Here is a 23,444-nt window from a genome sequence, read left to right as displayed (position 1 = left end):
CCGGCCCGGTTCGGAGGTGTTGTCGTACCCGTGAGCGATGATCGCCGGGTGCGTTCCCTGCCGAGCATCATCCACCTCGACATGGACGCCTTCTTCGCGGCGGTGGAGCAGGCGTCCAAGCCGAGCCTGCGCGGGAAGCCGGTGATCGTGGGCGGGCTCGGCGGGCGCGGGGTGGTCTCGACGGCCTCGTACGAGGCGCGCCGGTTCGGGGTGCACTCGGCGATGCCGATGGCGCAGGCGCGGCGGCTGTGCCCCAACGCGGCGTTCCTGACGGGCCGGTTCGAGGCGTACCGGCAGAACAGCGAGATCGTGATGGGCCTGCTGCGGGAGCTGTCGCCGCTGGTGCAGCCGCTGAGCCTGGACGAGGCTTTCGTGGACCTGGAGGCCGGTCCGTACGGCCCGGCGCTGGCGGAGGCGGACCACGCGACCGGCGAGGCGCTGGTGCTGGCCCTGGGGGAGGACCTGCGGGCGGACATCCAGCGGCGCACGGGGCTGACGGGCTCGGTGGGCGCCGCGGGCTCCAAGCTGATGGCGAAGATCGCCTCCGAGAAGGCCAAGCCGGACGGGATGGTGCTGATCGAGCCGGGGCAGGAGCGGGCGGTGCTCGGGCCGATGCCCGTACGGGCGCTGCCGGGGATCGGGCCGGCGACGGAGCAGGTGCTGAAGCGGGCCGGGCTGAGCACGGTGGCGGACCTCGCGGAGGCGGGGGAGGCGGAGCTGGTGCAGCTGGTGGGGCGGGCGCACGGCGCCGGGATCTTCCAGATGTCGATAGGGCTGGACGACCGGCCGGTGGTGCCCGACCAGGACGCGAAGTCCGTCTCGGTGGAGGACACCTTCGAGGTGGACCTGGCGGACCGGGACCGGGTGCTGCGGGAGGTGGAGACGCTGGCGGTGCGCTGCGTGCGGCGGCTGCGGGCGGCGGGGCGCTCGGGGCGGACGGTGGTGCTGAAGGTGCGGCGGTTCGACTTCTCGACGTTGACGCGCTCGGAGACGCTGCGGGGGCCGACGGACGACGAGGCGGTGGTCGTGGAGACGGCGCGGCGGCTGGCCGAGCAGGTGGACATCACCGGCGGGGTGCGGCTGCTGGGGGTGGGCGTGGCCCAACTGGCCGACTACACGCAGGAGGACCTGTTCGCGCAGGCGCTGCGGGAGGAGGCGGCGGAGCACCCGGAGGCGGCCGAGGAGGAGCCGGCGGAGGCGGAGGCGCCGGGGGCCGTCGTGCGGCGCTGGTGGCCCGGGCAGGACGTCGAGCACGCGGAGTTCGGGCCGGGGTGGGTGCAGGGCAGCGGCGTGGGGCGGGTGACGGTGCGCTTCGAGACGCCGTGGAGCGGGCCGGGGCGGGTGCGGACCTTCGCGGTGGACGATCCGGCGCTGGAGCCCTCGCGGGCGCTGCCGCTGCGCGAGCCCGCGGCGGGGGAGCCGGCGGAGGGCTGAGAACGCGGAACGGCCCCACCCGGTGGGGGAACCGGGTGGGGCCGCATTCCGTGCCGGCCCGGGTGCGGTCGTGATGCCCTCACGGCCGCCGTCGGGCCGGCCCCCGCTCCCTGTCCCTGGGCGCGGGGGCCGGACGCCTCGTCAGGCGTCGGTCTTGACCAGCTCGGGGCTGGAGTCCTGCGGGGCCGAGCCGCCGGCGGTGACGGCGGTGGCCGACTTCGCGGAGCGGATCAGGAAGGGGACGGCGCCGGCGACGGCGCAGACCACGGCGGCCGCCCAGAACGCGTGCTTGTAGGCGTCCAGGGTGGGCAGCGTCAGCGGGATCTGCGGCGGCAGCTTCATGGTGTCGCCGGTGAGGATGGCGGCCATCACGGCGGTGCCGATGGCGCCGCCGACGGTGCGCAGCACGGCGTTCATGCCGTTGGCGATGCCGCTCTGCTCCACCGGGACGGCGCCGTTGATGTAGGCGGGCATCGCGGAGAAGGCCAGGCCGATGCCCAGGCCGAAGATCGCCGAGGCGGTGTAGATGTCGCCCTCGGCGCTGTGGCGCAGCGCGAGGTAGGCCATGGAGACGCCGCCGAGGACGCCGCCGAGGACCAGGGGCAGGCGCGGGCCGCGACGGGAGATGAGCACGGCGCCGAGCGGGGCGGCGACCATCGAGCCGAGGGCGGAGGGCAGCAGCATGATGCCGGCGTGCAGGACGCTCGCGGTGAAGCCGTAGTGGGCGAGCTTGTCCGGGGTCTGGGCGAAGTTGCTGATGACCATGAACGAGCCGTACATGCCGAAGCCGATGAGCAGGCCGGCCAGGTTGGTGAAGGCGACGGCCGGGCGGGACATCATCTTCATGTCGACCAGCGGGTGGGCGACCTTGGTCTCGATGATCCCCCAGACCAGGGCGACCACGGCGGCGACGGCGAACAGGCCGAGGGTCTTGGTGGACGTCCAGCCCCAGTGGTTGCCCTGGCTGACGGCGACGAGCAGGGCGGAGAGCCAGGCGGCGAGGGTGAGGGCGCCGAGCGGGTCGGCGCCGCCCTCCTTGTCGGTCACCGGGTCGGTGGGGACGCGGAAGACGACCAGGGCGACGGCGAGCAGGCCGAAGGCCAGGCCCATCCAGAAGATCGACTTGTAGCTCCAGTGCTCCAGCAGGAGGCCGGTGGCCACCAGGCCGAGGCCGGAGCCGACGCCCATCGAGGCGCTGATGGCGGCGACGCCGCCGGTCACCTTCTGCTTGGGCAGCTCGTCGCGGACGATGCTGATCGCCAGCGGGAGCACGCCACCGCCGGCGCCCTGCAGGACGCGGGCGACGACGAGCCAGGTGAAGGAGTGGGTGCCGACGGCCAGCGCCGAGCCGGCGACCAGGCCGGACAGCGAGATGATCAGCATCGGCTTGCGGCCCCGGAGGTCGCCGAAGCGGCCGAGCAGGGGAGTCAGCACGGCGGCGGAGAGCAGGTTGGCGGTCATCAGCCAGGTGATGCTCGAGCCGGAGACGCTCAGTTCCTTGGCCAGCGAGGGCAGGATCGGGACGACGGCGGTCTGGATCACGCTGAACGACAGCATCGCCAGGATCAGGGCCGGCAGGACCCGGGCGCTGCTCTGCTTCTCGGCCGCGACGGTGGGCTGTGGTGCCTCACTCACGGTTGCTTCCTCCCGTACATAGTGAATGAACTGAAGTAACGATGCCGGGAGATACTTAAGAGTGTCAAATATCGAGCGGTTAAGCTTTGGCAAAGGCGAAATGTCAGGGCCGGGACGGGCACGCCGAAGGCCCCGGACCGGGTGGTCCGGGGCCCCTCGTGGCGCGGTGTCAGGACAGGGCGGTCGGGGCGGGGCCGTCAGGACAGCGGGCGCATGGCGGCGGCCGGGCGGGAGCCGTCCACGGCCGGGGTGGCGGCGGACGGGGCGTCGGCGGAGGGCGTGGAGTCCTGGACCTCGACGTGCTCGCGGCGCAGCTCGTCCCGGACGACCTCCTCGGCCGTGTAGCGCTCCACCACCAGGCGGACCCGCTCGATCGGGGTGAGGTACTTGCGCACCACCGGGCGCTCCTCGCGCAGGGTGACCTCCTCCACCGCCTCGGCGATCTCCTTCTCCGTCAGGGAGGCGCGCTCGGCCTCGCTCACCGGCATCCGCTCCACCCGCACGCGCTCGCGCACCACCGGGACGCGGCGCTCGATCTGCTCGCTGGTCACGTACTTGCGCAGCTTCGCGGTGCCGACGGTGTGCCACTCGGTGGTGATCTCCAGCCGCTCCTCGCGGCAGGTGATCTCGACCGGGCCGCTGGGCGAGGAGGTGGCGGCGCCGTCCGCCCGTACGGGGACGGTGGCGGCGGGGGTCGCGGCGGCCGGCCGCTCGGCGGCGGGCTGCGGCTTGGGCTCGACCACCGGGGCGGCGGCGGCAGCGACGGGCGCGGGGGTGCTGAGGGTCCGCACGTTGGCCTCCGGGGCGGTGCTGGGGGTCGAGGGGGTGGCGGTGGTCGTGGTGGTCGGGGCGGCGGCGGGCTCCGGGGAGTGGAGGGCGCGCGGCGCGGCGGCGGCCGCTGCGGTGGTGGTGCCGAAGTCGAGGTCGGGCTGCGCCTCCCGGTGGGAGGGATCGGCCGCCGGCCGGCCGTCCACCGGGGTGTCGAGCCCGTAGTAGCGGTAGAGCTGGAGCTCCTGGGCGGGCGACAGGTGCTGGCCCACGCCGAAGTCCGGGGACTCCTTGACCAGCGACTTGTCGTACGGGACCCGGAGCTCGTCGCCGGAGAACTCGCTCGTGGTGAGCGGGACGAAGGCGTCCCGGCCGAAGATGCCGGTGCGGACGGCGGCCCACTCGGGCTGGCCGGTGGCGTCGTCGAGGTACACCTCGTCGACGGTGCCGATCTTGTCCCCGTTGCGGTCGACCGCCTTGTGGCCGATGAGGTCGCGGGGGTCGATGTCGGTCTGCACTCTTTCCTCCAGTGCGCTGCGCCTGCGGAACTCCCGCAGGTACGGCGGCCGGAGCGCCCCGACCGTCCGCCTTCTACACACGAAAGGGCATCAATCGGACGGGCGCGAGCGGGGTGCGGCCGGACGGGCTGCGCGCTGGTCCGTCCGGGGCACAGGGATGCCACGCGCGTAGACCCCGAGTGACCTGACGCACCCGTGATCGGAGGGCCTGCCGCTGGTACCCTGGGCCCCGACCGCCGAGCCCGCGCGGGAGAGTCCCCGGCAGCGAAAACCGCTGGTAGGGGCGCCGAAGGAGCAACTCCTCCCCGGAATCTCTCAGGCATCCGTACCGTGCGGGATAGGTCACTCTGGAAAGCAGGGCAGGAGCGCCGGCGCGGGAGCCGACGACCCCCACCCTCACCGACGGTGCAAGCCGACGGAGCGCCACAGCGCTACGTGCGGGCGAAGCTCTCAGGTCCCGATGACAGAGGGGGAGGCCTGTCGGGTCCGCCCGTCCGAGGCCGAACCGCTGTCCGCAGCGGGTCGGACCGGCGTGCGTACCCCCCGCCGGTCCGTGACCAGGAGGCCTCGACCACCATGAACGCCCAGCCGAACGCGGGACGCCCCACCGGCGCCCGGACCCTCACCGAGCTTGAGCTGGCCAGCCCCTTCGAGAACCGCCACATCGGCCCCGACGCGGACGCCCAGCAGAAGATGCTGGCCTCCGTCGGCTACGGCTCGCTGGACGAGCTCGCCGCCACCGCCGTTCCCGAGGCCATCCGTTCGATCACCGGCCTGGACCTGCCCGCCGGCCGCACCGAGGCCCAGGTCCTCGCCGAGCTGCGCGAGCTGGCCGGCCGCAACCAGGTGCTCCAGCCGATGATCGGCCTGGGCTACTACGGCACCTTCACCCCGCCGGTGATCCTGCGCAACGTCATGGAGAACCCCTCCTGGTACACGGCCTACACGCCGTACCAGCCGGAGATCTCGCAGGGCCGCCTGGAGGCGCTGCTCAACTTCCAGACCGTCGTCTCCGACCTCACCGGGCTGCCGACCTCCGGCTCCTCGCTGCTGGACGAGGGCACCGCCGCCGCCGAGGCGATGGCCCTGGCCCGCCGCGTGACCAAGGTCAAGGGCGGCGTCTTCCTGGTCGACGCCGAGACCCTGCCGCAGACCGTCGCGGTGATCAACACCCGCGCCCTGCCGACCGGTGTCGAGGTCGTCGTCGCCGACCTGTCCGAGGGCATCCCCGCCGAGATCGCCGAGCGCGGCGTCTTCGGCGTGCTGCTCCAGTACCCGGGCGCCACCGGCGTCGTGCGCGACCTCGCCCCCGTGATCGAGCAGGCGCACGGCCTCGGCGCGATCGTCGCCGTCGCCGCCGACCTGCTGGCGCTGACCCTGCTCAAGTCCCCCGGCGAGCTGGGCGCGGACATCGCCTGTGGCACCTCGCAGCGCTTCGGCGTCCCGATGGGCTTCGGCGGCCCGCACGCCGGCTACCTGTCGGTGCGCGCCGAGTACGCCCGCTCGCTGCCCGGCCGCCTCGTCGGCGTCTCCGTCGACTCGGACGGCAACCGCGCCTACCGCCTGGCGCTGCAGACCCGCGAGCAGCACATCCGCCGCGAGAAGGCCACCAGCAACATCTGCACCGCCCAGGTGCTGCTCGCCGTGATGGCCTCGATGTACGCCGTCTACCACGGCCCGGACGGCCTGGCGGACATCGCCCGCCGCACCCACCGCTACGCGGCCGCCCTCGCCGAGGGCCTGCGGGCCGGCGGCGTCGAGCTGCTGCACGGCGAGTTCTTCGACACCGTCACCGCCGTCGTCCCGGGCCGGGCCGGCGAGATCGCCGCCGCCGCCCGCGCGCGGGGCGTCAACGTGTACCAGGACGGCGAGGACCGGATCTCGGTCTCCACCGACGAGACCACCACCCGCGAGCACCTGGCCGCCGTCTGGGCCGCGTTCGGCGTCGAGGGCGTCCAGGCCGCCGAGGCCGCCGACACCCTGCCCGTCGCGCTGCTGCGCGAGGACGAGTACCTCACCCACCCGGTCTTCCACAGCCACCGCTCCGAGACCGCCATGCTGCGCTACCTGCGCCGCCTGTCGGACCGCGACTACGCGCTGGACCGCGGCATGATCCCGCTGGGCTCCTGCACCATGAAGCTCAACGCGACCACCGAGATGGAGGCCGTGACCTGGCCGGAGTTCGGCCAGCTGCACCCCTTCGCCCCGATCGACCAGGCCCAGGGCTACTTGACCCTGATCCGCCAGCTGGAGCAGCAGCTCGTCGAGGTCACCGGCTACGACGCCGTCTCGATCCAGCCGAACGCCGGCTCCCAGGGCGAGTTCGCGGGCCTGCTGGCCGTGCGCGCCTACCACCACGCCAACGGCGACGCCCAGCGCGACGTCTGCCTCATCCCGTCCTCGGCGCACGGCACCAACGCCGCCTCCGCGGTGATGGCCGGCATGCGCGTGGTCGTGGTCAAGACCCTGGTCGACGGCGACGTGGACGTCGAGGACCTCAAGGCCAAGATCGAGAAGCACCGCGACGAGCTCGCCGTGCTGATGGTCACCTACCCGTCGACCCACGGCGTGTACGAGACCCAGATCACCGAGATCTGCGCCCTGGTGCACGAGGCCGGCGGCCAGGTGTACGTGGACGGCGCCAACCTGAACGCCCTGGTCGGCCTCGCCAAGCCGGGCAAGTTCGGCGCGGACGTCTCGCACCTGAACCTGCACAAGACCTTCTGCATCCCGCACGGCGGCGGCGGCCCGGGCGTCGGCCCGGTCGCGGTGCGCGCCCACCTGGCGCCGTACCTGCCCAACCACCCGCTCCAGCCGGAGGCCGGCCCGGCCACCGGCGTCGGCCCGATCTCGGCCGCGCCGTGGGGCTCGGCGGCGATCCTGCCGATCTCCTGGGCGTACGTCCGGCTGATGGGCGGCGAGGGCCTCAAGCACGCGACCCAGGTCGCCGTGCTGAACGCCAACTACATCGCCAAGCGCCTGGCCCCGCACTTCCCGGTGCTCTACACCGGCCCGGGCGGCCTCGTCGCCCACGAGTGCATCATCGACCTGCGCCCGCTGACCAAGGAGACGGGCGTGACGGTGGACGACATCGCCAAGCGCCTGATCGACTACGGCTTCCACGCGCCGACGATGTCGTTCCCGGTGGCCGGCACGCTGATGATCGAGCCGACCGAGTCCGAGGACCTGCACGAGATCGACCGGTTCTGCGACGCGATGGTCGAGATCCGCGCGGAGATCGACAAGGTCGGCTCGGGCGCGTGGGCGAAGGACGACAACCCGCTGCTCAACGCCCCGCACACCGCCGCCGAGCTGGCCGGCGAGTGGGCGCACGGCTACTCGCGGCAGGAGGCCGTCTTCCCGGCCGGCGTCAACCCGGCGGACAAGTACTGGCCGCCGGTGAGCCGCATCGACGGCGCGTACGGCGACCGCAACCTGGTCTGCTCCTGCCCGCCGCTGGACGAGTACGGCGTCTGAGCGACGGACGCGTGAGGCGGGGCCCCGGCGAATCCTTTCGCCGGGGCCCCGCCCCGTTCGCTCTGCTCCTGGTTCGGCGGCTGCCCCCGCCGGATGGTCAGGCCGCGTGGGCGACGGGGCGGCGCGGGGCGATCACCCGGCCGTCGGGCAGCAGCTCTCCGGTGTCCTCGAAGAGGACGACGCCGTTGCAGAGCAGGCTCCAGCCCTGCTCCGGGTGGCAGGCCACCGGTACGGCGGCTTCGCGGTCCTCGGACTCGGCCGACGGGCACTCAGGACGGTGCTGGCACATACGCGTACCCTCGCTTCGCTGCGATCCTCCCCGTGAAGCGGTCGCCGGCGGGTCGCCGGGGGCCGCCGCAGTGGCCGGATACTGTCCATGCGCCGACCAGGTGTTGACCGGCGCTCAAGTGGGTAGGACAGGTGGTCCTTCCACGCTGGTTCCCAGTGTCGGCATCTACGGACGTGCGCGCAGCGATTTGGTGACATGCGCCACAACTCACGAGCGGAGATCACCCGTTCAGGTGGGCGGCGGGGGATTCGGCGCACCGGTGGGTCAGGCGCTGCATGGCCCGATGGGGCCATGGGGAGTGGCCCGTTCGGGTGAGGGGCCGTCCGGGCGGGCATGCCGAAGGGCCGCCGGGCGGAGGTGCCCGGCGGCCCGTGCGTGCGGTCGGCTCAGGAGGAGCCGAGCAGCAGCGGCCGCGCCAGGGGCGCCCGGGCGAGCAGGGGGAGCAGGTCGGCCGCCGGGTAGGCGCGGTGGGCGGTGACGCCGAGCGGGGCCGGGGCGAGCGGGATCAGCAGGTCGGCGGACGGGTCGGCCTCGGGGCTGTGCAGCCACAGGGCCGTCGCGTACTGGCCGGGGAAGGTGAGCAGCCGGGGGCGGCGCTGGGCGCGGGAGCCCTGGGCGATCTGCCAGGCCTGGCGCAGCGCGCGGACCGTCGAGTCGAGGTAGGGGCCGGCGGTGAAGTGGGAGAAGGTGTGCCCCTCGGCGCTCTGGACCACCTCCGCGGCGGCGGCCACCTCGGGGCCGTCCTTGATCAGGAAGCGCCAGCCCGTGCGGCGGGCGGCGGACAGTTCGGCCCGCGGGCCGTCCAGGACGTGGACGGCGAGCGGGTGGGCGGGCAGCAGTGGGCCGGTCGGATGGAGGAGCGCCGCGGCGGCCGGTTGGCGCAGCGCTGTCTCCGAGTCGAGCGCGCCCAGGACCGCGCGCAGCGCGCTCGGTGGGGGCTGGGGGGTCTGCAGAGTCATGGCGGGGTCCGCCCTCCGTGCGAGATCGGCGTGCGAGTGCGGCATACCGGCGGGGCTCGGGTGCGTCGGCGGTGACGGGGGCCCGGCCGTGTCCGGTTGTGCAGGATCGCGGTGCCGGCGCTGTCGCCGCCGTCGACGAGGGACTCGGGGCGGGGACGGGCGACGGCCGGAGCGCTGTGCGAATTCCTTCGAACAAATGCGCAGGGTGACCTGTTTATCACAGGCGGTGGCGTCGGGCAAGTCGGCAGATGCCGTGAATCTCCGTCAGTTTCCTTGCATTGCAAGCCGCTAGAGGCATTCGGGTATCGATCTTCGAGGCGGGCATGATGCTGTGGCACGGTCGGCGGGGTGGTCCAGGAGGAGGGGAACCGTGGGCGAGAAGGTCGTGGCGACACGAGCGGATCTGGCGGACCGGCAGTTGTACCGGCGCAAGCTCCAGGCGTGCCAGGACGCGCTGGGCCGGATGCTGAGCGAGAACCGGTTCGACCGGCCGCGTGCGGTGATGGGCCTGGAGATCGAGCTCAACCTGGCCGACGAGCAGGGCCTGCCGGTGATGCACAACGCGCAGGTGCTCAGCGCGATCGGCTCCAGCGACTTCCAGACCGAGCTCGGCCGGTTCAACATCGAGGTCAACATCGCCCCGCACCGGCTCTGCGGGCACGTCTTCGAGGACCTGCGCGAGGAGATCGACACCGGCCTGCGCTACGCCGACCGGCGGGCGGCCGAGGCCGGGGCCCGGATCGTCATGGTGGGCATCCTGCCGACCCTGGAGCACGCCCACACCGGGCTGGACGCGATGAGCAGCAACCAGCGCTACAGCCTGCTCAGCGACCAGATCCTGGCCGCCAGGGGCGAGGAGATCGCGCTGGACATCGAGGGGGTCGAACACCTCCAGCTGGAGTCGATCACCATGGTCGCGGAGGCGGCGGCGACCTCGCTGCAACTGCACCTGCAGGTCACCCCGCAGCGGTTCTCCTCGGTGTGGAACGCGGCCCAGGCGATCTGCGGCCCGCAGCTCGCGCTCGGCGCCAACTCGCCCTTCCTGTTCGGGCGCGAGCTGTGGCGCGAGACCCGTCCAGTGCTCTTCCAGCAGGCCTGCGACACCCGCTCGGCGGAGCTCAAGGCGCAGGGCGTGCGTCCCATCACCTGGTTCGGCGAGCGCTGGGTCGACTCGGCCTACGACCTCTTCGAGGAGAACCTGCGCTACTTCCCGGCGCTGCTGCCGATCTGCGACGACGAGGACCCGCTGAAGGTGCTGGCCTCCGGCGGCGCGCCCCGGCTCGCCGAGATGCGGCTGCACAACGGCACCATCTACCGCTGGAACCGGCCCGTCTACGACGTCTCCGACGGGGTCGCGCACCTGCGGGTCGAGAACCGGTCGCTGCCCGCCGGGCCGACGGTGGCCGACACCCTCGCCAACGCGGCCTTCTACTACGGGCTGGTGCGGGTGCTCGCCGAGCAGCCCCGACCGGTGTGGACGCGGCTGCCGTTCGAGCGGGCGGACGAGAACTTCCGGCAGGGCGCCCGCTACGGCATCGACGCGGTGTTCCAGTGGCCGCGCTCCGGGCGGGCGGGGCGCGGCGGCGGGCTCGCCACCGTCCCGGCCGTCGACCTGGTGCTGGACGAACTGCTGCCGATGGCCCACCAGGGGCTGGACGAGTGGGGGGTCGAGCCCGGGGACCGGGACCGCTACCTGGGCATCATCGAGCAACGCTGCCTGCGCCGCACCAACGGCGCCTCCTGGCAGAGCGCCACCTTCCACCGGCTGCGCGAACGGTACGGGATGGACCGGCCGGCCGCGCTCGCCGCGATGACCCGGCGCTACGCCGAACACATGCGCAGCGGGGAGCCGGTGCACACCTGGCCGGTGGGGTAGTCGGCTGTGTCAGGATGATCGTTCCTGCGGCCGGTGCGGCCGTGTGAGCGACCGTCCGACTGGAGCGCCCGTGACCACCGTCCCGACCGAGCCGGAGACCGTGCGGGCGAGCCGCCGGCTGTTCGTCGTGGAACTGCTGATCGTGCTCGGGCTCTCGCTGGGGGCCAGCGGGATCAGCGCGCTGATCAGCTTCGCGGGGTCGCTCACCGAGCCGATCCAGCTGGGCCAGCAGGTCGCCACGCTCAACGGCTCGCGGGCGCCCGGGCGGCCCTGGCTGGACCTGGTGTGGCAGCTCTACTACATCGGGCGCGGCCTGATGCCGGCGGTGCTGGTCGGCTACCTGCTGGTGCGCGAGGGCGTCTCGCTGCGGGTGCTCGGCTTCGACCTCGGGCAGAAGCTGCGCGACCTCGGCCGGGGCGCGGCCGTCGCGGCGGCGATCGGCGGCTCCGGGCTGGTGCTGTACCTGGCCTCGCAGGCGGCCGGGTACAACCTGACGGTGGCGCCGTCCGGGCTGCCGGACGTGTGGTGGCGGGTGCCGGTGCTGGTGCTGTCGGCCTGGCAGAACGCGATCCTGGAGGAGGTCGTCGTCCTGGGCTACCTGCTGCGCAGGCTGGGGCAGGCGGGGTGGTCCTGGCCGGCGGTGCTGGTGACCAGCTCGGTGGTGCGCGGCTCGTACCACCTGTACCAGGGGGTCGGCGGGCTGGTCGGCAACATGGTGATGGGGGCGGTGTTCTGCCTGCTGTACCGGCGCTGGGGGCGGGTGATGCCGCTGGTGGCGGCGCACGCGCTGATCGACACCGTGGCCTTCGTCGGGTACGCGCTGCTGGCCGGGCACGTCAGCTGGCTGCCGACCCCCTGAGGCCGCCGAGTGCCGCCTGGCGCGGCGGGGTGGCGAGCAGCCGCTCGACGTGGCGGCGTTCCAGGCCCTGGCCGGGGTCGATGCGCAGGAGCAGGCGGTCGCGGCGCCAGAGGGAGTTGCGGATCAGCCTGGTCGGGATGACGTCGTCGACCCAGGCGAAGGGGCGCCCGGCGGCGTAGCGCAGCAGCGGGGCCCACTTGGCGGCGGAGAACAGCTCCATCAGGGGGACGCGGGGGTCGCCGGGCTGCGGGACGTATCCGGTGAAGCGGACCACGGGGAGGGGGTCGAGTCCGATCGCCGGGGCGATGTGCTCGTTGGCGTGCTCCTCCCATGTCGTGGCCCACACGAGGTCGTAGACGCCGGCGAGTTCGCGCAGCCAGCGGCCGTGCCGGGCGCTGAGCAGGACGGAGTAGCCGAGCAGGGTGTGCGGGTCGAACCCGGCGTCCGGGTGCGGGCAGACCGGGTTCAGCACCCCGTCGACGTCCAGGAACAGCAGTGGCTTCGGCACCTGAGGCCCCCCGGGAACGGTGGTTCTGTCACCTGGTCGGACGCCTCACCGGCCCCAGGGGTTGCTCGGGGGCTGGCGCACGCGGGGCGCACGGGGCGCTCACGGCGCGGGGGCGGGCTCGCGTGCGACCTCCGATGCGTCCTTCGTGCTCCGCCTGCTCAGCCGGCGGACCTGGGGGTCGACCAGGACGGCCGCGCTGAGCAGCAGGCACAGCACGGCGCAGGCCCACAGGGCGCCGTCGAGGCCGAGGACGGCGGCGGCCGGGCCGGCGAGCGCGGTGCCGACGGGGGAGAGCGAGTAGGAGCCGAGCTCGTCGTAGGCGACGATCCGGGAGAAGGCCTCCTCGGGGATCTCCTGCTGGAGCGCGACCATCCAGTTGACGCCGAAGACCGTGACGCCGACGCCGGAGAGGAACATCGCCAGCGCGAGCAGTGGCAGGGAGGCGTGCAGGGCCAGGGCGAGCGCCGGCACGCCGAAGAGGAACACGCCCCAGTTGCCGACCAGCAGGATGCGGCGCGGGCGCCAGCGGGCCATCAGGAAGCCGGTGGCGACCAGGCCCGCGCCGTACGCGGCCATGGCCAGGCCCCAGCTGCTCGCGCCGCCGAGGCGCTGGTCGGCGACGACCGGGCCGTACACCGACTCGACGGCGCCGATGCAGGCGACCAGGACGGAGAACTGCAGGACGATCACCCAGAGCCAGCGGCGGGAGACGAACTCCCGCCAGCCCTCGCGCAGGTCGCGCAGCATGCTGCCGCCGCTGGGCGCGGGGGCCTCCTCGGGTTCGAGGAGGAAGCGCAGGGAGGCGGCGATCAGGAAGCACAGGGCGTCCAGGGCGAGCACCCAGCCGGGGCCGACGGCCGTGGTGAGCGCCCCGCCGAGGGCGGCGCCGCCGATCTGGGAGGCGTTGAGGCCCATCCGGAAGACCGCGAAGGCCTTGGCGGCGTACTCCTGCGGGACGGCCTGCATGATCATGCCGCCGGAGGCGGGGGAGTAGAGGGCGTATCCGGCGCCGCCGGCCGCGTTGAGCACCAGCAGTTGCCAGAGCTGGACGTTCCCGGCGAGGACGAGGACGGCGAGGACGGCCTGGGCGACGCCGCTGAACAGGTTGGCGCCGACCATGATCCGGTGGCGGGGGAGGCGGTCGGCGAGGGCGCCGCCGAGCATCAGCAGCAGGACGGTGGGGACGAGGCGGGCCGCCGTGACGTAGCCGACCTCGGTGGCGGAGCCGCCGTTCTCCAGGACGGCGAACGCCGTGGCGATGGGGGCGCCGGCGTTGCCGAGTCCGCTGACGACGGTGGCCGTGGTCTGGATGCGGAAGTTGCGGCTGGCCCAGGCGAAGCGGCGGGGTGCGGGGGAGGGGGTCGACACCCGGTGACTATGGCGTGGGTTCGTACAGCTGTCTATCGGGTTTTCGCACCTGGCGCGGAAGGGCTCAACCCAGGTGGCCGAAAAGGAAGGTGAGGGTTCGGCGCCAGGCGATCCGGGCCTGGAGCGGGTCGTAGGTGCCGATCGGGTTCTCGTCGTTCATGAAGGCGTGGCCGGCCGGGTAGAAGTGGAACTCCGGGCGGACGTCGGTGGCCTCGCCGATGCGGATCGCCGCCTCGTCGACCACGGCCATCGGGAGGGAGCCGTCCAACTCGCCGAAGTGGCCCAGCACATGGGCGGTCAGGCCGCGGTAGTCGAACTCCGGGTCGGGCGGCAGGCCGTAGAAGGGCACCACGGCGGCCACGCGGTCGCCCTCGCGGGCGGCGAGCAGCAGGGCGAAGCCGCCGCCCATGCAGAAGCCGACGGCGCCGACGGCGTCGCCCACCACGCCGTCCAGCGCCAGCAGGTGGCCGACGGCGCCGGAGAGGTCCTCCACGGCCCGCTCGACGGGCAGTTCGCGCTGGAAGCGGGCCGCCTCGGTGCCGTCGTGGGTGGTCGTGCCGCCGAAGAGGTCGGGGGCGAGGACGGTGAACCCCTCGGCGGCGAAGCGGTCGGCCATCGTCGCGACGTGCGAGGTGAGGCCCCACCACTCCTGCACCAGCACCAGGCCCGGGCCGACGCCCTGCGGCGGGCGGGCCAGGTAGCCGTGCGCGGTGCGGCCGTTGCTCGGGAAGGTGACGTTCTGCCGGGAGCCGCCCTGGTCAGGCATGGGGTCCTCTCGGTGGGTCGGATTCTGGTGCCGCGTGGGGTCAGCCCATCTCTTCGAGGGCGCGGCCCTTGGTCTCCTTGATGCAGAAGGCCACGAACGGGATGGAGAGCAGCGCGAAGGCGGCGTAGATGACGTACGTGGCCGAGAGGTTCCAGTCGGCGAGGTCCGGGAAGCTCACGGTGATAGCCCAGTTGGCGATCCACTGGGCGGAGGCGGCCACGGACAGGGCCAGCGCCCGGATGCGGTTGGGGAACATCTCGCCGAGCAGCACCCAGACCACCACGCCCCAGGAGAAGGCGAAGCAGAAGACGAAGACGTGCGCGGCGATCAGGGCGACGGTGGCGTGGGTGTTGTCCAGGGTCGCGGTGTCGCCGGTGCCGCTGCGGTAGGAGAAGGCCCAGGCGGCGGTGCCCAGCGCGGCGGCCATGCCGATGGAGCCGGCCAGCGCCAGCGGTTTGCGGCCGATGCGGTCCACCAGGGCCATCGCGACCACCGTGCCGATCACGTTGATGATCGAGGTGGAGAGGCTGATCAGCAGGGAGTTGGACTCGTTGATGCCCACCGACTGCCACAGGAAGGAGGAGTAGTAGAAGATCACGTTGATGCCGACGAACTGCTGGAACACCGAGGCGCCGATGCCGACCCAGACGATGGGCAGCAGGCCGAAGCGCCCGCCCAGGAGGTCCTTGAGGCGGGGCTTGTGGGCGGACTCCAGCACCCCGCGGATCTCCGCGACCCGGGCGTCGAGGTCCACGCCCTCGCCCTCCACCTCCACCAGCACCTTGCGGGCCTGCGCCTCGCGGTGGTCGGCGATCAGGAAGCGCGGGGACTCGGGGATGGACAGGGCCATCAGGCCGTACACCAGGGCCGGGACGGTCTCGACGCCGAGCATCCACTGCCAGGCCTGGATGCCGCCCAGGTGGCCGGTGGACTCGCCGCCGGCGGCCTGGTTGAGCGCCCAGTTCGCCAGCTGGGAGACGGTGATGCCGAGCACGATCGCCATCTGCTGGAAGGAGGCGAGCCGGCCCCGGTACGCGGTGGGGGCGACCTCGGCGATGTAGGTGGGCGCGATCACCGAGGCGATGCCGATCGCGATGCCGCCGATCACGCGCCAGGTGGCCAGCGTCTCGATGTTCGGCGGGAACATCGAGCCGACGCCGCTGGCCGCGAACAGCACGGCGGCCAGCAGCATCGTGCGCACCCGGCCCATGTGGTCGGCCAGGCGGCCGGCGACCACCGCGCCGGCGGCCGAGCCGAGCAGCGCGATGGCCACCACGAAGGCGGTGGTGCCGTGGCCCACCTCGAAGTGCTTCTGGATGCCCGTCACGGCGCCGTTGATCACCGCGCTGTCGTAGCCGAACAGGAAGCCGCCCATCGCGGCGGCCGCGGAGATGAACACCACGTGGCCGAGGTGTGCCTCGCCGGCCCGGTGGCTGGTGGGTGTGGACAAGCGCGCTCCCCGAGTGGACGGGCCCGCTCCTACGGCCGAGTGGGCAGGATTCGTCTCACATTCGAGCAGCGGCGGCGGGGCCGCGCCCGGCCACGGCGACCGATCGGGTGATCCCGGGTGGTCCGGGGTGGTCCGGGGTGGTCCGGGGGGATCAGGGCCGGTTCGTCGTGGCCGTGCGCCGCTGGTGACGGCGCAGCAGCTGGTCGCGGGCGCCGGCGTACTGGTCGCGGGCGCGGCCGGGGCCGTCCGCGCGCTCGGCGAGGTGGTCGGCGAGCGCGCGCTGCGCCTCGGCGGGCTTCTTGTCGTCGTACTTGAACTTGGCCCGCACCTCGCGCACGGCCAGCCGCAGCCCGCGCAGGCCGGGCAGCTGGCGGGCCAGCTCGCCCTCGCCGGGGACGACGCGGACCTCGGGAGTCTCGGGCTGGAAGTGCGCCAGCTGGCGGTTGAGGATCTCCGCCTTGGCGGTGGGGGACTCCACGACCTCGGCCGTGCAGTGGAAGTGCACGGAGGCGTAGTAGCTGGTGGGCGTGCCCGGGGCGCCGCGCCAGTGGCCGGGCGCGAAGGCGTAGCCGTCGGTGACGGCGAGGGTGACGTGCGGGTCGGCGCGGACGGCGGCCAGCAGGGGGTTGGGCGCGGCGAGGTGGAGCAGGATCTCGCCGCGGTCGGCGTCCAGCAGGAAGTGCGTGGGGACGAGGACGGGGCCCTCGCCGGGCCCGCCGTTGGCGGCGAGGAGGCCGAAGTCGCGGCCCTCGGCGAGCCAGGCGCGCCATTCCTCCTCGTCGCCCCTGTCCCAGGAGCGGATGAGCACGGTGGACTCCTCGGTCAGCGCGGGAAGGCGCTCATGTGCGCGGGCAGAGGGACGGTGGTGTGCGGGGACGGCTCGGGGGCGCCGTGCACGGTGGTGACGGGGACGAGGCCGGCCCAGTGCGGGAGGTCGAGGTCCTCGGGCTCGTCGTTGACGCCGTCCGAGCGGGTCTTGGCGGAGACCTCGTCCAGCTCCAGCCGGATGACGGCGGTGGCGGCCAGCTCCTTGGGGCTGGCGGGGCGGACCTCGGCGGAGCGGCCGGGGACGGTGTGGTCGACGAGGGCGGCCAGGGCGACGTCCAGCTCCTCGGGGTCGGTGACCTGGTACGCGGTGCCGTGGGCGACGACCGAGCGGAAGTTGATCGAGTGGTTGAAGGCGGACTTGGCCAGCACCAGGGCGTCGACGTGGGTGACGGTGACGCAGACCGGCAGGCCCTGCTCGTCGGAGGCGCCGCGCAGCGGGCGGCTGCCGGTGGAGCCGTGGATGTAGAGCCGGCTGCCGACCCGGGCGAAGATCGTCGGCAGGACGACCGGGGCGCCGTTCGCGACGAAGCCGAGGTGGCAGAGGTAGGTGCCGTCGAGGATGGTGTGGATCGCCTCCTGCTCCCAGGTGGCGCGGTCCTTGTAGCGGGTCGGCACGGTGCGCGGGGTGCGGGAGTAGGCGGGCGTGTCCGTGGTGGTGCCTGGTGTGTCGACCGACATGACAACCTCTATGTACTAGTGCATAATGTTCTTTGTGCTAGGAGACTATCCGCTGAAAGGGCGACGCGCCAGTGAGATCGCGGCCCACATCGAGCAGGGGGTCAGCCGGGGCCTGATCGCCCCCGGCGCCGCGCTCCCCCCGCTGCGCGACCTCGCCGCCGAGCTCGGCGTCAACCCCAACACCGTCGCCGCCGCCTACCGGCTGCTGCGCGACCGGGGCGTCATCGAGACGGCCGGGCGCCGGGGCAGCCGCGTCCTGCCCCGGCCCTCCCTCACCCCGCGCGACCAGATCCGGATGCCCGTCCCGCCGCACGCGCGGGACCTCTCCACCGGCAACCCGGACCCGGCCCTGCTGCCCGACCTCGCCCCGGCCCTCGCGGCCGCCGCCGAGGCCTCCCGCGCCTCGCCGGTGCTCTACGGGCACGCCGCCGCCGTCCCCCGACTCCTCGACCTCGCACGGGAGTCCTTCGAGGCGGACGGGCTGCCCGGCGGACCGGTCGTCGTCGCCTCCGGCTCCCTCGACGCCGTCGAGCGCATCCTCGGCGCCTGGCTGCGCCCCGGGGACGCCGTCGCCGTCGAGGACCCGGGCTGGGGCAGCCTGCTCGACCTGCTGCCCGCCATGGGGCTGCGCCCCTCGCCCGTACGGCTGGACGACGAGGGGCCGCTGCCCGACTCGCTCGCCGCCGCGCTGGCGGAGGGCGCCCGCGCCCTGGTCGTCACCAGCCGGGCGCAGAACCCGACCGGCGCCGCGCTCACCGCCGCACGGGCCGCCGAGCTGCGCGCCGTCCTCGCCGGGCACCCCGACCTGGTGCTGATCGAGGACGACCACGGGCACGGCATGGTCGACCAGGCCTACCACCCGCTGGTCGGCTCCGGGCCGCTGCGCTGGGCGGTGGTGCGCTCGGCGGCCAAGGCGTACGGGCCGGACCTGCGGCTCTCGGTGGCGGTCGGGGACGCGGAGACCGTCGGCCGGGTCGCCGGGCGGCTGCGGCTCGGGGCCGGCTGGGTCAGCCACCTGCTCCAGCACACCGTCGCCGAGCTGTGGCGCACGGACGCGGCGCCCGCCCCGAAGGTGGCCGCCGCGTACCGCGCCCGCCGGGACGCGCTGCTGCGCGAGCTGGCGGCGCGCGGGATCGAGGCGCACGGCGAGAGCGGACTGAACGTCTGGGTGCCGGTGTCGGACGAGACGTCGGCGGTGGCGGCGCTGCTGCAGCGCGGCTGGGTCGCCGCGCCCGGCGCCCGCTACCGCATCCAGTCCCCGCCCGGGCTGCGGCTCACCACCGCGACGCTGGATACCGCGGACGCGCGACGGCTGGCCGACGACCTGGCGGCCGTCCTGGGAACGGGCGGTGGCGGTTCGCGGCTGGTCTGAACCCGTCGGTAACAAAGAGGGAAACCTCGTGCACGCGTCTGGCGCGCGCGGGCGCGAGCATGCCATCTTCTTGGCGCCACCGGCCGGCGGCCTTCCCCTTCCCGACGCGTCCCCCCGCCCCCACCACGCGGGGGGATCGAGCCGCAGGAGTTTCCGTCGTGCCCGAAAACAGTTCGAGCATCACCCGCACCACCCCGCGCCGCGGTTCGCGGCTGCTCGCCGCCGCCCTCGCCCTGCCGCTGGCCGCGGCCGGGCTGGTGGCGGTGGCCCCGGCCGCCTCGGCCGCGCCCGCCGCCCCCTCGGGGCCGACCGCCAGCGTGACCCTCGGCGACAGCTACATCTCCGGCGAAGCCGGACGCTGGATGGGCAACGCCGCCGGGACCAGCGGCAGCCACAACGGCACCGACCGTGCCTGGAACGGCAGTTCGGCCGACGCGTCGACGGTCTACGGCGCCACCGCCGCGAGCGGCTGCGACCGCTCGGACGTCGCCGAGGTGATCGGCGCGGCGGGCGTCGCGCAGAACCGGATCAACCTGGCCTGCTCCGGGGCCGTCTCCGCGAACGTCTTCCGCGCCTCCAACGGCGGCCAGTCGCTCAAGGGCGAGGCCCCGCAGGCCGACCAGCTCGCCACCGTCGCGCGGCAGAACAACGTCAAGCTGATCACCCTGTCGATCGGCGGCAACGACCTCGGCTTCAGCGGCGTCATCTCCGACTGCGTGCAGGACTTCCTGATCTGGGGTTCGTACTGCCACGACTCGGAGCAGTCCACGATCGACTCCAAGATGCCCACCGCGATGGCGAGCGTCGGCAAGGCGATCGACGAGATCCGGGCCGTCATGTCCGACGCCGGCTACGCCCAGGGCGACTACCGGCTGGTGCTCCAGTCCTACCCGTCGCCGATCCCGCGCAGCGCCGAGATGCGCTACCCCGAGAGCGACTGGAGCCGCTCCGACACCGGCGGCTGCCCGTTCTGGAACACGGACGCCGACTGGGCGCGCGACTCGCTGGTGCCGCAGATCTCCAAGGGGCTGGCGGGCGTCGCCGCCGCCAAGGGCGCGCAGTTCCTGGACCTGTCGGACATGCTCCAGGGCCGCGAGGTCTGCTCCACGGCCACCCAGCAGCCCACCGCCACCACCGGGCCGTCCGCGACCACCAGCGAGTGGGCGCGCTTCCTGGACGGCGGGCTGAACAGCAGCCAGGGCGTGCTGCAGGAGTCCATGCACCCCAACTACTACGGGCAGGCCGCGCTCGGGCGCTGCCTGACCCTGCTGTGGGGGCGCACCAGCGGTGACTGGGCCTGCCGCAACACGGCCGGGCAGGACGCGAGCGGGATGTACCTGAACGCGCGCTGACGGCCCGGACCGGCCGCCCCTCACCGGAGAGGGGCGGCCGGTCCGTCGTATCTGGCCGGATCAGCCCTTGTCGGCCCTTGTCGGCCCTCGTCGGCGCTCGTCAGCCCTTGGCGAGCAAGGACTGGGCGTGGGACCTGACCTGATCACTCGTCAGATACGCGTCGGTGTACTCGAAGTCGCGCAGCCGGGCGGGCTGGCGGGCCAGGAAGCCGGTGCGGACGAAGTCGTCCCCGGCAGTGGCGTTGAGCGTCCAGTTCGCGCCCACCCGGAACTTGGCGACGTTGGTGCGCATCGCCATCAGGTGGTAGCCGCGGGCCACCAGCTGGGCGGGGACGCCGCGCAGTTCGATGCCCAGCGGCTTGGACACCGCGTCCTTGCCGCCGAGGTCGACGACCAGGCCCAGGTCCTTGTGGAAGTACGGCTCCAGGGGCTGGTTGCGCAGCGAGGCGATCACGTTGTTCGCCACCGCGCGGCCCTGCCGGGCGGAGTGCTGGGCGGTGGGCGGGCAGACCGCGCCGTCGCCCTTGGCGAGGTCGGGGACGGCGGCCGCGTCGCCGAGCGCGAACACGCCCTCGAACTGCGGCACCCGCATCTCGGCCGTCACCGCGAGGCGCCCGCGGACGGTCTCCGCGTCCAGGGTGCCGATCAGCGGGCTCGCGGCCACGCCGGCCGTCCAGATCAGGGTGCGGCAGGGGAGGACCCGGCCGTCGGTGAACTTGACGCTCTCGGCGCCGACTTCGGCCACCGAGACGCCGAGCGACACCTCGATGCCCCGGGCGCGCAGCACCTCCAGGGCGGCGGTGCCGAGGGCGTCGCCGAGTTCGGGCATCAGCTTCGGGGCGATGTCGATCAGGTGCCACTTGATCTGCCGGGCGTCCAGGCGCGGGTAGCGGTGGGTCGCGGCGGTGGTGAGGCGCTGGAGGCAGGCGGCCGTCTCGGTGCCCGCGTAGCCGCCGCCGACCACGACGAACTGCAGCCGGGACTCGCGCTCGCGCTGGTCCAGGGTGGCGGAGGCGAGGTCGAGTTGGGCGATCACGTGGTCGCGGACGTACGCGGCCTCGGCGAGGGTCTTCATGCCCCGGGCGTAGTCGGTCAGGCCGGGGATGTCGAAGGTGCGGGTGACGCTGCCGGGGGCGAGCACGAGGATGTCGTACTTCTGGGCGATCACCTCGTCGGTGATCTTGCGCACCACGCAGACCTTGGACTCCGGGTCCACGCCGATCGCGCCGCCCGGGACGATGTGGGTGCGGCGCAGGCTGCGGCGCAGCGAGATCGCGACCGACTGGGGGGTGAGGACGCCGGCGGCGACGTGGGGGAGCAGGGGGAGGTAGAGCTGGTAGCTGAACGGGGTGACGAGCGAGATCTCCGCCTCGGAGGGCGAGAGTTTGCGTTCGAGGCGGCGGGCGCACTCGAGGCCGGCGAAGCCGCCGCCCACGATCAGGATTCGAGGTCGTTCCATCGCTCATCCCTTTGCCGTGCGGGTTGTTCCGTGAAGGTCCCCATCGATGACCGCCACACTCGCACGGAGCAGCGGGGGCTGCCACCGGGGCGGGGCAGGCGGGGGTGCGGCCGGGGCGGGCGGGCGGGGGCCCCGTACGGATAAGCTCGGGGCGTGCTCCCCGAGGTGACGGCGATCCGGTACGTGACGCCACTGCGAGAAGGCGGCTCGATGCCGGGCCTGGTCGAGGCCGACGACCGGCGGCTCTACGCGCTGAAGTGGGTCGGCGCCGCGCAGGGCCGCAAGGCGCTGGTGGCGGAGGTGCTGGCCGGGGAGTTGGGCCGGCGGCTGGGGCTGCCGGTGCCGGAGCTGGTGACGGTCGACCTCGACCCGGTGCTCGCCCGCAGCGAGCCGGACCACCAGATCCAGGACCAGATGCGGGCCAGCGGCGGTGCCAACCTGGGGATGTCCTTCGTCTCCGGGGCGCTGAACTTCGACCCGCTCTGCTTCGAGGTCGACCCGGAACTCGCCGGCCGGGTGCTCTGGTTCGACGCGCTGATCGGCAACGTCGACCGCTCCTGGCGCAACCCCAACCTGCTGGTCGCCACCGGCGGGCTGCGGCTGATCGACCACGGCGCGAGCCTGATCTTCCACCACAACTGGGCGGGCGCCGCCGCCTGGGCGCGCCGCCCGTACGTGGCCCCCGACCACGCGCTGATCCGCCACCGGCCCGATCTCGCCGCCGCCGACAAGGAGTTGGCGCCGCTCGCGGAGGCGGCGATCGTGGACGCGGTGGCGCAGATCCCCGAGGTCTGGCTGGCGGACGAGCCGGGCTTCGACTCGCCCGAGGCGGTGCGCGCCGCGTACCGCGCCCAGCTGACCGAACGACTGGCCGGTCCGCGCGACTGGCTGCCGGAGGTGCCCGCATGAGCGAGCTTGCCGTGGTCGAGCTGTACGACTACGAGTACGCCGTGGTCCGCGCCGTGCCGAGGGTCGAGCGCGGGGAGTGCGTCAACGTCGGCGTGCTGCTCTACTGCCGGCAGAGCACCCACCTGGCGGCGCGCACCCACCTGGACCAGGGCCGGCTGCTGGCGCTGGACCCGGTGGCGGACGTGCAGGGCGTGCGGCGGGCGCTGCAGGGCATCGAGGCCGTCTGCGAGGGCGGCCCGCAGGCCGGGCCGGCGGCCGGGGACAGCCCCGGGCAGCGGTTCCGCTGGCTGACGGCTCCGCGCAGCGCGATCGTCCAGCCGGGGCCCGTGCACACCGGGCTGACGGCCGACCCCGAGGTGGAGCTGCGGCGGCTCTTCGAGCAGCTGGTGCTCTGATCCTCCGGGGCCTTCCGGGCGGCGCGCGGACGGTTGCCGTGGTCAAAGCTTGAGTTGGTGAAGCAGTCCGCCGTACGCTGGCCCCATGGGTTCGACCTCGACGACGACCGTCCCGACCAACGCCGAGCTGATGGAGGCGTTGGCCGCCGTCGGCGCCGCCTACTTCCAGGACTTCGCGGGTGCCGCCGCGCGGCACGGCCTCTCCTCCTCCCAGGCGAAGGCGCTGGGTGCGGTGCAGGAGCCGGTGCCGATGCGTGCGCTGGCCGGGAGGCTGGGCTGCGACGCGTCGAACGTCACCGGGATCGTGGACCGGCTGGAGTCCCTGGGCCTGGCCCACCGCGAGGCCGCCGCCGGGGACCGCCGGGTGAAGATCGTGGTCATCACCGACGAGGGCCGCGAGATCCTCAACCGCATCCGCGGCGAGATGGCCCGCACCCACCGGGCCTTCGAGGCGATGACCGACGAGCAGCGCGTCGCCCTGCACTCGATCTGCGGGCAGGTGCTGCCCGTCCTGGCCGGTCGGACGGGCGCGCCGCAGTAGCCG

The 23,444-nt window shown here is 73.5% G+C and carries 20 protein-coding genes and 1 riboswitch; of the genes, 9 read left to right on the top strand and 11 right to left on the bottom strand.

Annotation, left to right across the window (positions count from 1 at the left end):
* The first annotated feature begins 48 nt into the window (after positions 1–48).
* A complete protein-coding gene (locus ACIRRS_RS20370) occupies positions 49–1,434 on the top strand; it encodes a DNA polymerase IV (protein WP_402972521.1) in 1,386 nt (461 codons plus the stop codon).
* 141 nt (positions 1,435–1,575) lie between these two features.
* On the opposite strand, the gene ACIRRS_RS20365 is transcribed toward ACIRRS_RS20370, so the two are convergent.
* Positions 1,576–3,069 (bottom strand): MFS transporter, encoded by a 1,494-nt coding sequence (locus tag ACIRRS_RS20365; RefSeq protein WP_402972494.1) that lies wholly within the window; start codon positions 3,067–3,069, stop codon positions 1,576–1,578.
* A gap of 197 nt (positions 3,070–3,266) precedes the next feature.
* On the bottom strand, positions 3,267–4,355 hold the full coding sequence (locus ACIRRS_RS20360; protein ID WP_402972492.1) for a PRC and DUF2382 domain-containing protein: 1,089 nt from the start codon (positions 4,353–4,355) through the stop codon (positions 3,267–3,269).
* A gap of 237 nt (positions 4,356–4,592) precedes the next feature.
* Positions 4,593–4,696, top strand: a riboswitch (glycine riboswitch).
* 235 nt (positions 4,697–4,931) lie between these two features.
* Between ACIRRS_RS20360 and gcvP the strand changes: the two genes are divergently transcribed.
* Positions 4,932–7,832: an aminomethyl-transferring glycine dehydrogenase gene (gene gcvP / locus ACIRRS_RS20355; RefSeq protein WP_402972491.1), complete on the top strand. Its 2,901-nt coding sequence runs from the start codon at positions 4,932–4,934 to the stop codon at positions 7,830–7,832.
* Between the two features lie 97 nt (positions 7,833–7,929).
* On the opposite strand, the gene ACIRRS_RS20350 is transcribed toward gcvP, so the two are convergent.
* Positions 7,930–8,121 carry a DUF5999 family protein gene (locus ACIRRS_RS20350; protein WP_380613480.1) on the bottom strand — a complete coding sequence of 64 codons (192 nt, stop codon included), beginning with the start codon at positions 8,119–8,121 and terminating at the stop codon, positions 7,930–7,932.
* Between the two features lie 386 nt (positions 8,122–8,507).
* Complete coding sequence (locus ACIRRS_RS20345) at positions 8,508–9,080, bottom strand: hypothetical protein (protein WP_402972489.1); 573 nt, start codon at positions 9,078–9,080, stop codon at positions 8,508–8,510.
* A 370-nt stretch (positions 9,081–9,450) separates the two neighbouring features.
* Here ACIRRS_RS20345 and ACIRRS_RS20340 point away from each other — a divergent pair, with 370 nt between their 5' ends.
* Entirely contained in the window at positions 9,451–10,956 is a 1,506-nt protein-coding gene (locus tag ACIRRS_RS20340; RefSeq protein ID WP_402972487.1) for a glutamate--cysteine ligase, read from the top strand.
* A gap of 70 nt (positions 10,957–11,026) precedes the next feature.
* Positions 11,027–11,815 (top strand): CPBP family intramembrane glutamic endopeptidase, encoded by a 789-nt coding sequence (locus tag ACIRRS_RS20335; protein ID WP_402972485.1) that lies wholly within the window; start codon positions 11,027–11,029, stop codon positions 11,813–11,815.
* Here ACIRRS_RS20335 and ACIRRS_RS20330 read toward each other — a convergent pair.
* The 6 genes from ACIRRS_RS20330 to ACIRRS_RS20305 all read right to left on the bottom strand — a co-directional run bounded on the left by ACIRRS_RS20330 (position 11,793) and on the right by ACIRRS_RS20305 (position 17,413).
* Complete coding sequence (locus ACIRRS_RS20330) at positions 11,793–12,323, bottom strand: HAD domain-containing protein (RefSeq protein WP_402972483.1); 531 nt, start codon at positions 12,321–12,323, stop codon at positions 11,793–11,795. The genes ACIRRS_RS20335 and ACIRRS_RS20330 overlap by 23 nt on opposite strands.
* A 99-nt stretch (positions 12,324–12,422) precedes the next feature.
* Complete coding sequence (locus tag ACIRRS_RS20325; RefSeq protein ID WP_402972481.1) at positions 12,423–13,691, bottom strand: MFS transporter; 1,269 nt, start codon at positions 13,689–13,691, stop codon at positions 12,423–12,425.
* Positions 13,692–13,755: 64 nt separating this feature from the next.
* Positions 13,756–14,457 (bottom strand): dienelactone hydrolase family protein, encoded by a 702-nt coding sequence (locus tag ACIRRS_RS20320; RefSeq protein ID WP_402972479.1) that lies wholly within the window; start codon positions 14,455–14,457, stop codon positions 13,756–13,758.
* Positions 14,458–14,497: 40 nt separating this feature from the next.
* On the bottom strand, positions 14,498–15,907 hold the full coding sequence (locus ACIRRS_RS20315) for a sugar porter family MFS transporter (protein ID WP_402972477.1): 1,410 nt from the start codon (positions 15,905–15,907) through the stop codon (positions 14,498–14,500).
* Positions 15,908–16,058: 151 nt separating this feature from the next.
* A complete protein-coding gene (locus tag ACIRRS_RS20310) occupies positions 16,059–16,715 on the bottom strand; it encodes an FMN-binding negative transcriptional regulator (RefSeq protein ID WP_402972475.1) in 657 nt (218 codons plus the stop codon).
* Positions 16,716–16,729: 14 nt separating this feature from the next.
* Entirely contained in the window at positions 16,730–17,413 is a 684-nt protein-coding gene (locus ACIRRS_RS20305; RefSeq protein WP_402972473.1) for a pyridoxamine 5'-phosphate oxidase family protein, read from the bottom strand.
* A 34-nt stretch (positions 17,414–17,447) separates the two neighbouring features.
* Here ACIRRS_RS20305 and ACIRRS_RS20300 point away from each other — a divergent pair, with 34 nt between their 5' ends.
* Positions 17,448–18,785, top strand: a complete 1,338-nt coding sequence (locus tag ACIRRS_RS20300) for an aminotransferase class I/II-fold pyridoxal phosphate-dependent enzyme (protein ID WP_402972471.1) — start codon at positions 17,448–17,450, stop codon at positions 18,783–18,785.
* A gap of 158 nt (positions 18,786–18,943) precedes the next feature.
* Positions 18,944–20,137, top strand: a complete 1,194-nt coding sequence (locus ACIRRS_RS20295; RefSeq protein ID WP_402972469.1) for a GDSL-type esterase/lipase family protein — start codon at positions 18,944–18,946, stop codon at positions 20,135–20,137.
* A 100-nt stretch (positions 20,138–20,237) separates the two neighbouring features.
* Here ACIRRS_RS20295 and ACIRRS_RS20290 read toward each other — a convergent pair whose 3' ends face one another.
* Positions 20,238–21,596, bottom strand: a complete 1,359-nt coding sequence (locus ACIRRS_RS20290) for an NAD(P)/FAD-dependent oxidoreductase (RefSeq protein WP_402972467.1) — start codon at positions 21,594–21,596, stop codon at positions 20,238–20,240.
* 153 nt (positions 21,597–21,749) lie between these two features.
* Between ACIRRS_RS20290 and ACIRRS_RS20285 the strand changes: the two genes are divergently transcribed.
* From ACIRRS_RS20285 to ACIRRS_RS20275, 3 genes are all read left to right on the top strand, one after another.
* A complete protein-coding gene (locus tag ACIRRS_RS20285; RefSeq protein ID WP_402972465.1) occupies positions 21,750–22,505 on the top strand; it encodes a HipA family kinase in 756 nt (251 codons plus the stop codon).
* On the top strand, positions 22,502–22,900 hold the full coding sequence (locus ACIRRS_RS20280) for a DUF3037 domain-containing protein (protein WP_402972463.1): 399 nt from the start codon (positions 22,502–22,504) through the stop codon (positions 22,898–22,900). Before ACIRRS_RS20285 ends, ACIRRS_RS20280 begins: the two co-directional genes overlap by 4 nt.
* An 85-nt stretch (positions 22,901–22,985) precedes the next feature.
* Positions 22,986–23,441, top strand: a complete 456-nt coding sequence (locus ACIRRS_RS20275) for a MarR family winged helix-turn-helix transcriptional regulator (RefSeq protein WP_402972461.1) — start codon at positions 22,986–22,988, stop codon at positions 23,439–23,441.
* Positions 23,442–23,444 lie beyond the last annotated feature (3 nt).

The organism is Kitasatospora sp. NPDC101183, assembly GCF_044767945.1.
Taxonomy (GTDB): Bacteria; Actinomycetota; Actinomycetes; order Streptomycetales; family Streptomycetaceae; genus Kitasatospora.
The sequence above is the reverse complement of the archived record's forward strand: the minus strand, read 5'-3'. Positions and strand labels throughout refer to the sequence as shown.

What these genes read in the sequence shown, in the direction of transcription:
- ACIRRS_RS20320 (WP_402972479.1), bottom strand. Translation starts at nt 14,457, where the DNA reads ATGCCTGACCAGGGCGGCTCCCGGCAGAACGTCACCTTCCCGAGCAAC.
- gcvP (WP_402972491.1), top strand. Translation starts at nt 4,932, where the DNA reads ATGAACGCCCAGCCGAACGCGGGACGCCCCACCGGCGCCCGGACCCTC.
- ACIRRS_RS20345 (WP_402972489.1), bottom strand. Translation starts at nt 9,080, where the DNA reads ATGACTCTGCAGACCCCCCAGCCCCCACCGAGCGCGCTGCGCGCGGTC.
- ACIRRS_RS20290 (WP_402972467.1), bottom strand. Translation starts at nt 21,596, where the DNA reads ATGGAACGACCTCGAATCCTGATCGTGGGCGGCGGCTTCGCCGGCCTC.
- ACIRRS_RS20280 (WP_402972463.1), top strand. Translation starts at nt 22,502, where the DNA reads ATGAGCGAGCTTGCCGTGGTCGAGCTGTACGACTACGAGTACGCCGTG.
- ACIRRS_RS20350 (WP_380613480.1), bottom strand. Translation starts at nt 8,121, where the DNA reads ATGTGCCAGCACCGTCCTGAGTGCCCGTCGGCCGAGTCCGAGGACCGC.
- ACIRRS_RS20275 (WP_402972461.1), top strand. Translation starts at nt 22,986, where the DNA reads ATGGGTTCGACCTCGACGACGACCGTCCCGACCAACGCCGAGCTGATG.
- ACIRRS_RS20305 (WP_402972473.1), bottom strand. Translation starts at nt 17,413, where the DNA reads ATGTCGGTCGACACACCAGGCACCACCACGGACACGCCCGCCTACTCC.